Origin of the sequence: Bacteroides xylanisolvens XB1A (assembly GCF_000210075.1) — a bacterium.
Lineage (GTDB): Bacteria > Bacteroidota > Bacteroidia > Bacteroidales > Bacteroidaceae > Bacteroides > Bacteroides xylanisolvens.
The window spans coordinates 1,813,415-1,826,645 of the sequence record NC_021017.1 but is presented as its reverse complement, the minus strand read 5'-3'; the positions used below and the strand labels follow the sequence as shown (position 1 = coordinate 1,826,645).

Annotated in this window: 15 protein-coding genes and 1 pseudogene; 15 read left to right on the top strand and 1 reads right to left on the bottom strand. The window is 41.3% G+C overall.

Features of this window, described 5'->3' with window-relative positions:
* From BXY_RS07460 to BXY_RS07390, 15 genes are all read left to right on the top strand, one after another.
* A partial coding sequence (locus BXY_RS07460) for a PD-(D/E)XK nuclease domain-containing protein (RefSeq protein WP_208946779.1) occupies positions 1 to 592 on the top strand: 592 nt, incomplete at its 5' end.
* Positions 593 to 763: 171 nt separating this feature from the next.
* Entirely contained in the window at positions 764 to 1,201 is a 438-nt protein-coding gene (locus BXY_RS07455) for a DUF6078 family protein (protein WP_008644027.1), read from the top strand.
* A 354-nt stretch (positions 1,202 to 1,555) separates the two neighbouring features.
* Positions 1,556 to 2,224, top strand: coding sequence for an SMI1/KNR4 family protein (locus tag BXY_RS07450; protein WP_015531590.1), 669 nt, complete (start codon positions 1,556 to 1,558; stop codon positions 2,222 to 2,224).
* A 72-nt stretch (positions 2,225 to 2,296) separates the two neighbouring features.
* A complete protein-coding gene (locus BXY_RS07445; protein ID WP_015531589.1) occupies positions 2,297 to 2,953 on the top strand; it encodes a hypothetical protein in 657 nt (218 codons plus the stop codon).
* A 136-nt stretch (positions 2,954 to 3,089) separates the two neighbouring features.
* Positions 3,090 to 3,497 (top strand): SMI1/KNR4 family protein, encoded by a 408-nt coding sequence (locus BXY_RS07440; protein WP_081354150.1) that lies wholly within the window; start codon positions 3,090 to 3,092, stop codon positions 3,495 to 3,497.
* Between the two features lie 238 nt (positions 3,498 to 3,735).
* Entirely contained in the window at positions 3,736 to 4,017 is a 282-nt protein-coding gene (locus tag BXY_RS07435) for a tetratricopeptide repeat protein (RefSeq protein ID WP_009040829.1), read from the top strand.
* 54 nt (positions 4,018 to 4,071) lie between these two features.
* Positions 4,072 to 4,299 (top strand): 4Fe-4S dicluster domain-containing protein, encoded by a 228-nt coding sequence (locus tag BXY_RS07430; protein WP_004297419.1) that lies wholly within the window; start codon positions 4,072 to 4,074, stop codon positions 4,297 to 4,299.
* Positions 4,300 to 4,310: 11 nt separating this feature from the next.
* Positions 4,311 to 5,393: a 3-methyl-2-oxobutanoate dehydrogenase subunit VorB gene (locus BXY_RS07425; protein WP_004297418.1), complete on the top strand. Its 1,083-nt coding sequence runs from the start codon at positions 4,311 to 4,313 to the stop codon at positions 5,391 to 5,393.
* Between the two features lie 193 nt (positions 5,394 to 5,586).
* Positions 5,587 to 6,351, top strand: coding sequence for a thiamine pyrophosphate-dependent enzyme (locus BXY_RS07420; protein WP_004297416.1), 765 nt, complete (start codon positions 5,587 to 5,589; stop codon positions 6,349 to 6,351).
* Between the two features lie 20 nt (positions 6,352 to 6,371).
* The gene (locus tag BXY_RS07415) at positions 6,372 to 6,914 is read left to right on the top strand and encodes a 2-oxoacid:acceptor oxidoreductase family protein (protein WP_004297415.1); all 543 of its coding nucleotides are present in this window, start codon (positions 6,372 to 6,374) and stop codon (positions 6,912 to 6,914) included.
* A gap of 121 nt (positions 6,915 to 7,035) precedes the next feature.
* On the top strand, positions 7,036 to 9,084 hold the full coding sequence (locus tag BXY_RS07410) for a putative porin (RefSeq protein WP_208946778.1): 2,049 nt from the start codon (positions 7,036 to 7,038) through the stop codon (positions 9,082 to 9,084).
* A 17-nt stretch (positions 9,085 to 9,101) separates the two neighbouring features.
* Complete coding sequence (locus BXY_RS07405) at positions 9,102 to 9,941, top strand: transporter substrate-binding domain-containing protein (protein ID WP_015531588.1); 840 nt, start codon at positions 9,102 to 9,104, stop codon at positions 9,939 to 9,941.
* A 512-nt stretch (positions 9,942 to 10,453) separates the two neighbouring features.
* Positions 10,454 to 11,440, top strand: a complete 987-nt coding sequence (locus BXY_RS07400; protein WP_004314960.1) for a Gfo/Idh/MocA family protein — start codon at positions 10,454 to 10,456, stop codon at positions 11,438 to 11,440.
* Between the two features lie 155 nt (positions 11,441 to 11,595).
* Positions 11,596 to 12,066, top strand: coding sequence for a nucleoside deaminase (locus BXY_RS07395; RefSeq protein WP_004314961.1), 471 nt, complete (start codon positions 11,596 to 11,598; stop codon positions 12,064 to 12,066).
* 39 nt (positions 12,067 to 12,105) lie between these two features.
* Complete coding sequence (locus tag BXY_RS07390; protein ID WP_008770902.1) at positions 12,106 to 12,915, top strand: fimbrillin family protein; 810 nt, start codon at positions 12,106 to 12,108, stop codon at positions 12,913 to 12,915.
* A 119-nt stretch (positions 12,916 to 13,034) separates the two neighbouring features.
* Here the strand turns inward: BXY_RS07390 and BXY_RS07385 are convergent.
* Positions 13,035 to 13,231, bottom strand: a pseudogene (locus BXY_RS07385) (hypothetical protein); the annotation flags it as partial.

The following is a 13,231-nucleotide window of genomic DNA, read 5'->3' as shown; positions in this document are numbered from 1 at the left end:
CTATTTCGGAATGTTGACCATTAGCGGAATGCATGAAGGAAAAACCAAGCTGACCATTCCCAACCTGGTGGTTCAGGAGCAACTATACACTTATTTACTTAATACATACAACGACGCAGACTTGAGTTTCAGCAGCTATGAGAAAAGCGAACTTTCAAGCCAGCTGGCTTATCGAGGCGACTGGCAAGCCTATTTCGGCTACATTGCCGACTGCCTGAAACGTTATGCATCCCAACGTGACAAGCAAAAGGGCGAATTCTTCGTTCACGGCTTCACCTTGGCCATGACTGCGCAAAACCGCTTCTACCGTCCTATCTCCGAGCAAGATACACAAGCGGGTTACGTCGATATTTTCCTCTGTCCCATGTTGGATATATATTCTGACATGAAGCACAGCTACATCGTTGAGTTAAAATACGCCAAATATCGCGATTCCGAAAACCGTGTGGAGGAATTGCGTCAAGAAGCCATCGCCCAAGCCAACCGCTATGCCGACACGGACACGGTGAAGCAAGCTATTGGCTCCACGCAACTACACAAGATTGTAGTGGTATATAAAGGTATGGAAATGCGGGTATGCGAAGAGTTATAATGAACAATCTCTTCACCCTTCACTTTTCCTTGTATTATCCTATCTATAAGCAGTTTATAGGTGAAGGGTGTTCCCTTCACCCATCCTTTCACGTTTTTTCTTTTTCAAACTGTACCTTTCCACAATAAAAGCACTACCTTTGTCAATTATGTATGTAATATACAATATAAAATGAACGACAATAAATTAAAAAACAAAACAGTCCCTTTCAACTACGCCCGCTGCTACAACGAGCAATGTCCGAAAGCTTGTAACTGCCTGCGTCGGGTGGCTGCACTTCTCACTACCGCTGACACGTCCTACATCAGCATCGTAAACCCAATGTGTATTCCGGCCACCGGCATTGACTGTCCCCACTTCCAAAACGCAGAAAAGATACATGTGGCATGGGGTATCAGCCACCTGCTGGACAACGTACCTTATAAGGACGGAACAAATATCAAGCAACAACTGATCGGACATTTCGGAAAAACGCTTTACTATCGCTTTTATCGCGAAGAACGCTTCCTAAGCCCCGCAGATCAAAACTATATCCGCCAACTTTTTCACCGGAAAGGTATCACCGAAGAACCGGTCTTTGACAGTTACACGGATGAGTATAATTGGTAAAGCCGCGTTCTAACCAGTTTCCAGCCTGCTGAAACTTTTTGTTTCAAGCGCTAGAAACTAAAAGTTTCAAAGGGTGAAACGATTCGTTTCACACCGAGAAACAAACTGTTTCACTACGGGAAACCATTCGTTTCAAGGTATGAAACAAAAAATGGAACTAGTTAATGAAAGCAGAAGAAGTATCAGTGAAGGATATATCGTCTAAAAGTTATATGTAATACAAGTGTTATTGGTGAATTTTCAGAATGTATGTGAAAGATCAGAATAAAGAGTTGAAGTGTACAGCGTAAAATTCTCCAATATTGTAATCAAATAGACAAGAACGGAGTGAAAAAATATTTAGAAAAAATAAATATGGAAGAAGTAATAAGAAAATATGTAGATGAATGTTGGGGCTTTGTGCAAGAACACAGAGAATATCTTATGTATGTCCCTTCTTATGAAGAACACATAGAGCCTGAAATGCAGGACACATTTGATAATATTATACCACAAGGGAAATCGGTTAAGATATATGTCACTCAACCGGAACATACTAATTATATGGTGGACATTATTACGGAAAAAGACCATGTATGGAAAGCGATAGATAATCAAATTTCAGACGAGGATATTTCCAAATTAGAAAGTAAATTAAATGTTATTCTTCCGCTTTCATATAAGATCTACTTGAAATACAAACACTTTTATGAAATATTTTGGGATTTAGATGTTCGTCTATATCCAAAGCCCATTCATTCATGGAATAAAATCTTAATTGAAAATAATGAGGAACTGCAAGAAGAAATTCTTAACAAAGGGTATTTTGCAATAGGTCGATATTCTGATTATGGCGTGATAGCTCTTAAATTGACAGATGATGAGAATAAAGAAGGTGAAATCCTTCTCTTTGATTACGAAACGCCTGAAACAGAAGTATTAGCACCCAACTTTATAGAATTTCTTAATCAGATATTACAAAATCCTAAACCTGTTCTTCAAGAATTAAAAGGTTGGGAGAAAAAAATGTATAAAATGGAATGATGCTACTAACAAGCACCTGTACCACATAAACGGCAGCAAGCCGCAAACCATTACCGATAGTGCAATAATAAAATGAAAAAGAATGATTTTATAAATAATCAACTGCTATCAATGGGCTATTTGCCATTGCCATACAATAAAGACCGCAATAAAGTCTTTTATAAAGAAATGGATAATGGCTTAATAGTCTGTGTAGGTATTGAGTCTTCTTCTTTGTATCAAGACAGAAGAAAAACTGTTTCATTTTATACAGCATTGTCATATACATGGGCGATGTATTCACCTATATTATTGCCACAGGATTGTTACTTACGAATAGGTGAAATATTGGGTAAGAATGATTTGTGGTTTCAAACTACCACAAAAGAAGAAAAAGATTTTATGTGCCAATCGATACAGCAAGCGGCAAGAATCTGCGAAAAGCAAAGTAAAATCATATTGCACTATATCTTAAAAGAAAATCAATATGTGGAGTATAAAGAATATATATGCAGATTGAACTGCATAATAGATTTTGTTAAAAAGCAGGGAATCACCAGTAATGCAGATATAAGTATCATTTATGAAGTGATTAAACCAGTATTAAAAAGAATAGGTGTACCGCTTTCCAAGCATACTACAAAACTATATGCAGTGGATGCCATGAATTGCATCCACTGCTCTTCGGACATAAATAAGCAACAAAGAAAAATAATAGCAAGCGAAATAATATCAGTAACAAACGGGTAAATTGTCCTAAAAGAAATGATCCGTCTGAGATTAACATTTATCAAAATAAAAAAATAAACGAGGAAACAGCAGTTAGCTGAAACACATTAACAGTAGTACAACAAAATCAATATGGAAGTAATAGAAAGTAAATGGTATAATAAAGAATGGTGCAAATACAGCGTCTATTGAAGACGTAGAAAAACTTCTAAATACAACCTTGCCCTATCAGTACAAAAGATTTCTGTTATGGAGCAATGGTGGCGAGGGTAAATTAGGAGATAACTACATCTATATATGGGCTATTGAAGATATTGTTGCTTACAATAATGACTATGGAATACACAAATATCTTCAAAAAGAGTATTTAGCATTTGGCATGGATGGTGATATTGGATATATTTTCCACCTGCCAAACAATAGTATATATAGGGTAGATTTAGGAGATTTAGATATAGCTTCTATTAAGTATATAGCACCCTCTTTTGACGACTTTTTAGGCAAGGCTATTTATCTTAATTTCGATAAGCCACAGAATATTGTTGACAATAGTTCAACCATATAAAGTGATTAGACATGGATATAAATAATGAATAAACTACAACTCCAAAAACAATAATAACTCCTGATTCATATCGTTTTTTGATTAATAAAGTTACGGATATGTCAAGAAAAAGGCAAATTCCACCTCTACTATACAATATGCAATAAACTCAAAACGTTGCAAATTTCCGTCCTCATTTGCCCTGTTTACATAAATAAAAACTATCTTTGCGTTTCAGAATCCCGAAAGACGAAAAGAAATGGAGCAAATAGACAACCTAAAAGAGCTTATCAATCAGGGGGATGTGGACACAGCGATTAAGCAATTGGACCAGCTTCTCCAGGACAGTTCTGTCGAAAAAGAGAAAGATACTCTTTACTATTTACGGGGAAATGCCTACCGAAAGAAAGGAGATTGGAAGCGGGCACTGGACAACTACCAGTATGCCATCGAGCTCAATCCGGACAGTCCTGCCGTTCAGGCCAGGAAGATGGTAATAGATATCCTCAACTTCTACCACAAGGATATGTTCAATCAATAAAAGAGATGTATAATCAATAACCGTACTCAAAGATAACGTAATAAAATAAAGATTATGGCAAAAATCAAAGGAGCAATCGTAGTCGACACGGAGCGTTGCAAAGGATGCAACCTGTGTGTAGTGGCGTGTCCGCTCGATGTAATCGCCCTCAATAAAGAGGTAAACATGAAAGGCTATAACTATGCCTGGCAAGTGAAGGAAGATACCTGTAACGGATGCAGCTCGTGTGCAACGGTTTGTCCGGACGGATGTATTTCAGTGTATAAAGTAAAAGTAGAATAAAAGAAAAGAATATGGCAGAAGAAGTTGTATTAATGAAAGGAAACGAAGCCATCGCCCACGCAGCTATCCGTTGCGGTGCCGACGGATACTTCGGTTATCCTATTACTCCCCAATCGGAAGTGTTGGAAACGCTTGCCGAACTGAAACCGTGGGAAACAACCGGCATGGTAGTACTCCAGGCGGAAAGTGAAGTGGCAGCTATCAATATGGTATATGGAGGTGCAGGTAGCGGAAAGAAGGTAATGACCTCCTCTTCAAGTCCGGGTGTGAGCTTGAAACAAGAAGGAATCTCTTATTTGGCCGGTGCCGAACTTCCTTGTCTGATTGTAAATGTAATGCGTGGCGGTCCCGGACTGGGAACTATCCAACCTAGCCAGGCTGACTACTTCCAGACAGTAAAAGGTGGTGGTCATGGAGACTACAAACTGATTGCCCTCGCTCCGGCATCCGTGCAAGAAATGGCGGATTTCGTAGCATTAGGATTCGAACTGGCCTTCAAATACCGTAATCCGGCTATTATCCTTGCCGACGGTGTGATCGGTCAGATGATGGAAAAGGTTGTTCTTCCTGCACAAAAGCCACGCCGCACAGAAGCAGAAGTAATTGAACAATGTCCATGGGCTGCTACCGGAAAAGCAAAAGACCGCAAACCGAATATTATCACTTCCCTTGAATTGAAACCGGAAGCAATGGAAATCAACAACCTCCGTTTTCAAGCTAAATATCGTGAAATTGAAGAAAATGAAGTACGATTCGAAGAGATCAACTGCGAAGATGCAGAGTATTTGATTATCGCTTTCGGTTCAATGGCACGTATTGGCCAGAAAGCAATGGAACTAGCCCGTGAAAAAGGAATTAAAGTAGGTATCCTTCGCCCGATTACACTGTGGCCGTTCCCAACCAAAGCGATTGCTGCATACGCTGATAAAGTAAAAGGTATGCTCGTTACGGAACTAAATGCCGGACAGATGATTGAAGATGTCCGTCTCGCTGTTAACGGTAAAGTAAAGGTAGAACATTTCGGACGTCTAGGTGGCATCGTTCCCGATCCGGATGAAATTGTAACTGCCTTGAAAGAAAAAATAATCAAATAACGAAACAATGAATCCCGATAAAATAAGAAACGTACTGAACATCCTATTTATGATATTGGCTGTTGCAGCCATCATCACCTACTTTGTAGCAAAAGATGATTTCAAAATGTTTATCTACGTATGCGGCGCGGCAATCTTTGTCAAGCTGATGGAGTTTTTTATACGGTTCACCAACAGATAAGGAGATGAAGTTATGACTAAAGAAGAAATAATCAAACCCGAGAATCTGGTTTACAAAAAACCGACTCTGATGAACGATAACGCCATGCACTACTGCCCGGGTTGCAGTCACGGTGTGGTACACAAACTCATTGCCGAAGTCATTGAGGAAATGGGTATGGAAGATAAAACTGTGGGAATCTCTCCGGTGGGATGTGCAGTGTTTGCCTACAACTATCTCGATATTGACTGGCAGGAAGCAGCACACGGACGTGCTCCTGCTGTGGCGACTGCTGTGAAACGCCTGTGGCCGGACCGTCTTGTTTTCACTTATCAGGGCGACGGTGACTTGGCTTGCATCGGTACAGCCGAAACAATCCACGCTTTGAACCGTGGTGAAAATATCACGATTATCTTTATCAATAATGCGATCTACGGTATGACAGGCGGCCAGATGGCTCCGACTACACTGGTAGGCATGAAGAGTTCGACTTGTCCTTACGGACGTGACGTTGAACTTCACGGTTACCCATTGAAGATTACTGAAATCGCAGCCCAACTGGAAGGAACTGCTTACGTAACCCGTCAGTCCGTACAATCCGTACCGGCTATCCGCAAGGCTAAGAAGGCAATCCGCAAGGCTTTTGAGAACTCCATGAACGGTAAAGGTTCCAACCTGGTAGAAATCGTTTCCACTTGTAGTTCAGGCTGGAAGATGACTCCGGAGAAGGCGAACAAATGGATGGAAGAACACATGTTCCCATTCTATCCGCTGGGTGATTTAAAAGATAAAGAATAACGCTAAAAGTCAACAGAACAATGAAAGAAGAAATAATTATAGCAGGATTCGGTGGACAAGGCGTATTGTCTATGGGTAAGATTCTGGCATATTCCGGTTTGATGGAAGGCAAAGAAGTGACCTGGATGCCGGCATACGGTCCCGAACAACGAGGTGGAACAGCCAACGTTACAGTTATTGTAAGCGATGACAAAATATCCTCACCGATTCTTAGTAAATACGACGCTGCCATCATTCTGAATCAGCCTTCACTCGAAAAGTTTGAAAGTAAAGTGAAACCTGGTGGTATCCTGATTTATGACGGTTACGGAATTATCAACCCTCCTACCCGTAAGGATATTAAGGTATATCGTATCGACGCAATGGATGCAGCCAACGAGATGAACAATGCCAAAGCATTCAACATGATCGTACTTGGCGGATTATTGAAGCTTCGCCCCATCGTAACGCTGGAGAATGTTATCAAAGGACTTAAGAAAACCCTGCCGGAACGCCACCATCACTTGATTCCTATGAACGAGGAAGCTATCAAGAAAGGTATGGAGTTAATCCGTGAGGTTTAATTAACAGATAATGTACAATGGATAATTGATAATTATTAGCTACGTATAGTACGTATGCAACATAATTTTCAATTATCCATTATCATTAAATCAATTAAAGTAAGTATCTTTGCCTCCAATTATGAGACGAATCTTACTATTATATATAATCTTTTCCGTTGGTTTGACAACTGTCCATGCACAGTTCGATAATGGTCGCCAGAGAGTGGACGAGAACGGATACGACCAATACGGTAACCAGGTGGACCCTGCCATGATTCCGGACAGACTGGATAGTGCAAATGTAGAAGTACAGGGGTTACCTCCGAAATTATATATGTGGCGTATTAATAATCAGTTGGGCGACCGGACTATCATCCCGGCGGATACTGCTTATCACCACTTCCAAAACACCAATCTTACCGAAGGACTTACCGGACATTATAATTATCTGGCCAATATGGGTTCTCCCCGTATGTCACGCATCTTCTTTGAACGTCGTGATCCGGAACCGACTATCTTTATGGAGCCTTTCTCCAGTTTCTTTATTCGTCCTACGGAGTTCAATTTCACCAATAGTAACGTACCTTATACCAATCTGACGTATCATAAAGCCGGTAATAAAATAAACGGAGAAGAACGCTTTAAGTCTTATTTCTCTGTCAATGTAAACAAGAAGCTAGCTTTTGGTTTTAACATAGATTACTTGTACGGACGAGGATATTATAACAACCAAAATACGGCTTATTTCAATGCGGCAATTTTCGGTAGTTATATCGGCGACCGCTATCAGATGCAAGCTATCTACAGCAACAATTATCTCAAAACAAATGAAAACGGAGGTATTGAGGACGACCGATACATCACTGCGCCTGAAGAGATGGCACAAGGGCAAAGAGAATATGAATCAACCAATATCCCGACTGTACTAAGCGCCACAACCAACCGTAATCACGACTTTTACGTATTCCTGACCCAACGTTACAATCTGGGATTCAGCCGCGACATACCGCAGGCCGAAAATGACACGACTCCCGCCAAACAAGAATTTGTGCCGGTCACTAGTTTTATACATACCATTCAGGTAGAGCGTGCACGTCATAGCTTCAACTCGGATGATGACATGCGTGAAAAAAACTATTATCAAAACACCTATTTGGAACCGGATAATCCGATTGCCAGAGACAGTACTACCTATATGGGTATCAAGAATACCATAGGTATTGCTCTACTCGAAGGATTCAACAAATATGCCAAAGCCGGACTCACGGCATTTGCTTCCTATAAAATCAGCAAGTATACTCTTATGAATATGGAGGGGAATCCGTTGCCCGACAAATACAATGAAAATGAAATATTTGTTGGAGGCGAATTATCCAAACGTGAAGGAAATGTACTTCATTACCATGCCATTGGTGAAGTGGGACTCGCCGGAAAAGCAATCGGACAATTCAATGTGAAAGGAGATATCGACCTTAACTTTCCGTTATGGAAAGACACTGTGAGCCTTATAGCCCGTGGTGAAGTCAGCAATAAGCTTGCGCCTTTCTATATGCGTCATTATCATTCCAAACACTTCATGTGGGACAATGACATGGACAAGGAATTTCGTACCCGTATTGAAGGAGAATTAAGCATTGCACGTTGGAGAACACGCTTGAAAGCAGGAGTTGAAAACATAAAGAACTACACTTATTTCAACCAACAAGCAATGCCGGAACAGAAAAGCGGAAGTATACAGGTGTTGTCAGCAAGTCTTAATCAGGACTTCAAGCTGGGAATCTTCCATTTAGATAATGAAGTAACCTGGCAAAAGTCCAGCGACCAGACCGTATTGCCTTTGCCTGATCTTTCGCTGTATCACAATTTCTATATGCAGTTCAAGCTGGCAAAGAAAGTGCTTAGTGTACAATTGGGTGCCGACGTGCGTTATTTCAGTAAATACAATGCACCCGCTTATATGCCGGCTATCCAAAACTTCTATTTGCAACCGGAAAATGACCAGGTAGAGATAGGAGGTTATCCGATCGTGAATGTATACGCAAACTTACACCTAAAGCGTACACGTTTCTATGTAATGATGTATCACGTGAATCAAGGTATGAGCAGCCCGAATTACTTCCTGGCTCCTCACTACCCTATCAACCCGCGTGTACTGAAATTCGGTCTTTCATGGAATTTCTATGATTAACAAAATCTATATGGCTTATGGTAACACGCCCCAAATTGAGACTGGCCAGATATTTAGTGCCCGTAATCATTGTATTGGCAATCATCTTTTCTATCCGCCAATGCGGTAATCAGGAAAAGCCGTCAGGACACCCGCGTGATTATGCAGCTATTGCCAAAGAAGGTATATTGCGTGTAGCGACTGAATATAACTCGATCAGTTTCTACGTGGACGGCGATACCGTTTCCGGTTTCCATTACGAACTGATACAGGCTTTTGCCCATGACAAGGGATTAAAGACCGAAATAACACCCCTGATGAGTTTCGAAGAACGGCTGGAAGGATTAAGTGAAGGACGTTACGATGTAATTGCCTGCGGTATATTAGCCACCAGCGAACTGAAAGATTCTCTGCTCCTCACCTCTCCCATCACGCTCAACAAGCAAGTGCTCGTGCAACGGAAAGAAAACGGAGAAAACAACTCACTCTATATCCGTAGCCAGCTGGACTTGGCCGGGCGGACACTTCACGTAGTAAAAGGCTCTCCTTCTATTCTGCGTATTCAGAATCTAGGTAATGAAATCGGCGATACCATTTATATCAAAGAAATAGAGAAATACGGTTCCGAACAATTAATCTCAATGGTAGCTCATGGGGATATCGACTATGCCGTTTGTGACGAAAGCATCGCACGCGCGGCCGCCGATTCCATCCCGCAGATAGATATAAATACAGCCATCAGCTTTACACAATTCTACTCATGGGCAGTCAGCAAACAATCACCCGCTTTACTCGATAGTTTGAATGCATGGCTGGATAAATTCCAAAAGGAGAAAGAATACCAGAAGATTTATAAAAAGTACTATGATAAAGAATAACCTTATCATTTTACAGTTCAGAAGAAAACAATCAAAAACAGAATGTAAGATAGATATATTCATGTCTATTTCCAGAAATAAACTCCCAAAGACTTGACTTTCGCTTTCGAATGTTGTATCTTTACAGAGTTAATGATAAAGTAGTTTCAATTAAACTACATGCAAAGGAGGGAATCGCGATTCTCTCCTTTCTTTTTATCCAGCCGGGAAAAACCTCTCCCCGCCCCGGCTTTTCCTTGCGCTTTGCCCGGTGGTTATGGTTCTTCAGCCGGAGAATCAGCAGTGTTCACCTTGCTTCTTACCGAAATGAAGTATATATCCGCCTCAAACAGACGTTCTGTTTGCCTGAAACAGAGCCTCTGTTCCGATAAAACAGAGCTTCTGTTGAAACAAAACACAATGTCTGTTTTCCAACTGTTCCTGCTAAGTTAATAATCAATAAAGTTGCTCTTGACAAAAAATAGCTTTATCTTTGGGGGTTGTTAGAACAGACACAATAGGTATATTATATTATGAGTGAAAAGATGATCAAATGGGGCTTCATTGGTTGCGGAGAAGTAACCAAGACGAAAAGCGGTCCCGCTTTCCAGAAAGTAGAACATTCGGAAGTCGTAGCGGTGATGAGTCGTGACGGCGCGAAAGCGAAAGCGTATGCCAAAGAGAGAGGAATCAAGAAATGGTATGACGATGCACAGGAGCTGATAGATGATCCGGAAGTAAACGCTGTCTATATCGCCACTCCTCCTTCTTCACACGCTACGTATGCCATTATGTCCATGAAAGCGGGTAAACCGGCCTATATTGAGAAACCAATGGCGGTGACGTATGAAGAATGTACCCGAATCAACCGCATATCCAATGAAACGGGGGTTCCCTGTTTCGTAGCATACTACCGACGTTATCTTCCCTATTTCCAGAAAGTAAAGGAATTAGTAGAGAACGGAACGATCGGCAACGTTATCAATGTACAGATTCGTTTTGCCCAGCCGCCACGCGATCTGGATTACAATCGTGATAATCTTCCCTGGCGTGTGCAGGCTGATATTGCCGGAGGCGGCTACTTCTACGACCTTGCTCCGCATCAGATTGATTTGTTGCAGGATATGTTCGGTTGCATCCTCGAAGCAAGCGGTTACAAGAGTAATCGCGGCGGGCTTTATCCTGCAGAAGATACATTAAGCGCCTGTTTCCAATTTGACAACGGACTGGTGGGTAGTGGTTCCTGGTGCTTCGTAGCCCATGATTCTGCCCGCGAAGACCGCATAGAGATTATCGGTGACAAAGGAATGATTTGCTTCTCTGTCTTTACTTACGAACCTATCGGACTGCATACCGAGAAAGGACGGGAAGAAATCTGTATCGGCAACCCGGAACACGTGCAACAGCCTCTTATCCAAGCAGTAGTAGACCACTTATTGGGTAAGTCGGTTTGCTCTTGCGACGGCGAAAGTGCAACGTTGACTAACTGGGTAATGGACAAGATCTTAGGTAAGCTATAACCCTAAAAAAAGCAAAAAAAAGTTCCTTCTTTTTCCGGATTCTGCCGGTATTGTTAAAAAATTAATAGGGACATTCCATTGTATATTGTTAGTTTTTTCTATCTTTGTAGGAAGAAGCAAAGAAAAAATGAAACTAACAATATATTTTTTGTGCCATGACTAAAGAAGCTTTAATGAGAAAAGCGATCGAGCTTTCAAAAGAAAATGTTGAAAATGGTGGAGGTCCTTTCGGTGCTGTGATTGCCACGAAAGACGGAGAAATTGTTGCAACAGGAGTTAATCGTGTCACTGCATCTTGTGATCCTACGGCTCACGCCGAGGTAAGCGCCATACGTGCCGCAGCTGCCAAACTCGGAACATTTGATCTTAGCGGATACGAAATCTATACTTCCTGCGAACCTTGCCCCATGTGCCTGGGTGCTATTTATTGGGCACGCCTGGATAAGATGTACTATGGAAACAACAAGACTGATGCCAAAAACATCGGCTTCGACGACTCTTTTATCTATGACGAACTGCAACTGAAACCTGAAGACAGAAAGCTGCCTTCCGAAATCCTACTACATAATGAAGCCCTTACTGCCTTCAAAGCCTGGGTGGCCAAAGAAGACAGAGTAGAATATTAGAAAACCTCTCACTATTATTAACCTATTAATTACCCTCAAATGAAAAGAAAAAGCCTTTTATTTGTTATGGCATCAGTATGCCTGTTCAGTTGTCAACAGCAAGAAGAACTGCAAGATCCCAGTAAAGGAGTGATCGACTTTTCTACTTCTATTGACCAAAGTATCAACAATGCTCTTACTCGTAACAGCAGTAGTCTGACACTTCCGTTAAAAAGCAATTTCGCTGCCGGAGATGTTATCTCCATGTCCGTTGCCGAGCAAGATTATCATCCGTTTGCCATAGGCATGGATAGCCAAACCTGGAACGAAGCAGGCACCGATTCGGAAACGGTTACTTTCTATGCTCATTACCCTGAATTGACCAACGAAGCTGCTACTACCAGATCATTGAGCAGCCGCTATCGTGAAATCAAGGGTGGCTTAGAATATTTGTTCGGTACAGCCCAAGCCAACAAAGGTTCTAAGAATGTTGCTCTTACATTCAAGAGAATGACAACACCCGTCGTTCTGCTCGACGAGAACAACCAGCCTTACGAAGGTAGAGCAATCGTTAAACTGTTCTTGAAGAACAAAGGTGTACAGGACCTGTTCAGCGGTAAAATCGAAGCTGACCCCAATGCAAAACCGGAATACATTGATATCCGGAAAGTATCTGAAGGTATCTTGACTAACTTGATTCCACAGATCATCAAAGCCGGCGAGAAAATAGGAACGGTTATTCTGGAGGACGGTAAAGAAGAACCTATCATCGCAGAGGAGGACATTACCATAGAAGCCGGAACTCCTGTAGCGGTAAAAATGTACGCAAGACGCGGAATCATTGACGAACGAACTCCACTATTCAGATAAGACTGAAGAATAAAAAGTGATACTAATAAAAATCCCCGGAACCGCTGTAGACACTCAGCATTCCAGGGATTTTTTACACACAAAAGTTATTATTGAAATTGAAAACTGTCTTTTTTAGGTTAGAAACGCATACCTAAAGTAAGAACCACTTTATGGTTGTTGTTCGTCACTTTCGTTCCAGGTAAATCTAAACTATCAAAAGCATAGAATGTTTCTTTATAAGTATTATACATATATGCCATGTCTACATAGAAACTTTCACCACGATAGCCACAACCCAATGTATAATTATTAGTAGCACCCGGATTAGAAAATT

Coding starts and splice junctions, on each gene's coding strand:
- BXY_RS07455 (WP_008644027.1), top strand. CDS start 764: ATGAACGACAATAAATTAAAAAACAAAACAGTCCCTTTCAACTACGCC.
- BXY_RS07450 (WP_015531590.1), top strand. CDS start 1,556: ATGGAAGAAGTAATAAGAAAATATGTAGATGAATGTTGGGGCTTTGTG.
- BXY_RS07445 (WP_015531589.1), top strand. CDS start 2,297: ATGAAAAAGAATGATTTTATAAATAATCAACTGCTATCAATGGGCTAT.
- BXY_RS07435 (WP_009040829.1), top strand. CDS start 3,736: ATGGAGCAAATAGACAACCTAAAAGAGCTTATCAATCAGGGGGATGTG.
- BXY_RS07430 (WP_004297419.1), top strand. CDS start 4,072: ATGGCAAAAATCAAAGGAGCAATCGTAGTCGACACGGAGCGTTGCAAA.
- BXY_RS07425 (WP_004297418.1), top strand. CDS start 4,311: ATGGCAGAAGAAGTTGTATTAATGAAAGGAAACGAAGCCATCGCCCAC.
- BXY_RS07420 (WP_004297416.1), top strand. CDS start 5,587: ATGACTAAAGAAGAAATAATCAAACCCGAGAATCTGGTTTACAAAAAA.
- BXY_RS07415 (WP_004297415.1), top strand. CDS start 6,372: ATGAAAGAAGAAATAATTATAGCAGGATTCGGTGGACAAGGCGTATTG.
- BXY_RS07410 (WP_208946778.1), top strand. CDS start 7,036: ATGAGACGAATCTTACTATTATATATAATCTTTTCCGTTGGTTTGACA.
- BXY_RS07405 (WP_015531588.1), top strand. CDS start 9,102: ATGGTAACACGCCCCAAATTGAGACTGGCCAGATATTTAGTGCCCGTA.
- BXY_RS07400 (WP_004314960.1), top strand. CDS start 10,454: ATGAGTGAAAAGATGATCAAATGGGGCTTCATTGGTTGCGGAGAAGTA.
- BXY_RS07395 (WP_004314961.1), top strand. CDS start 11,596: ATGACTAAAGAAGCTTTAATGAGAAAAGCGATCGAGCTTTCAAAAGAA.
- BXY_RS07390 (WP_008770902.1), top strand. CDS start 12,106: ATGAAAAGAAAAAGCCTTTTATTTGTTATGGCATCAGTATGCCTGTTC.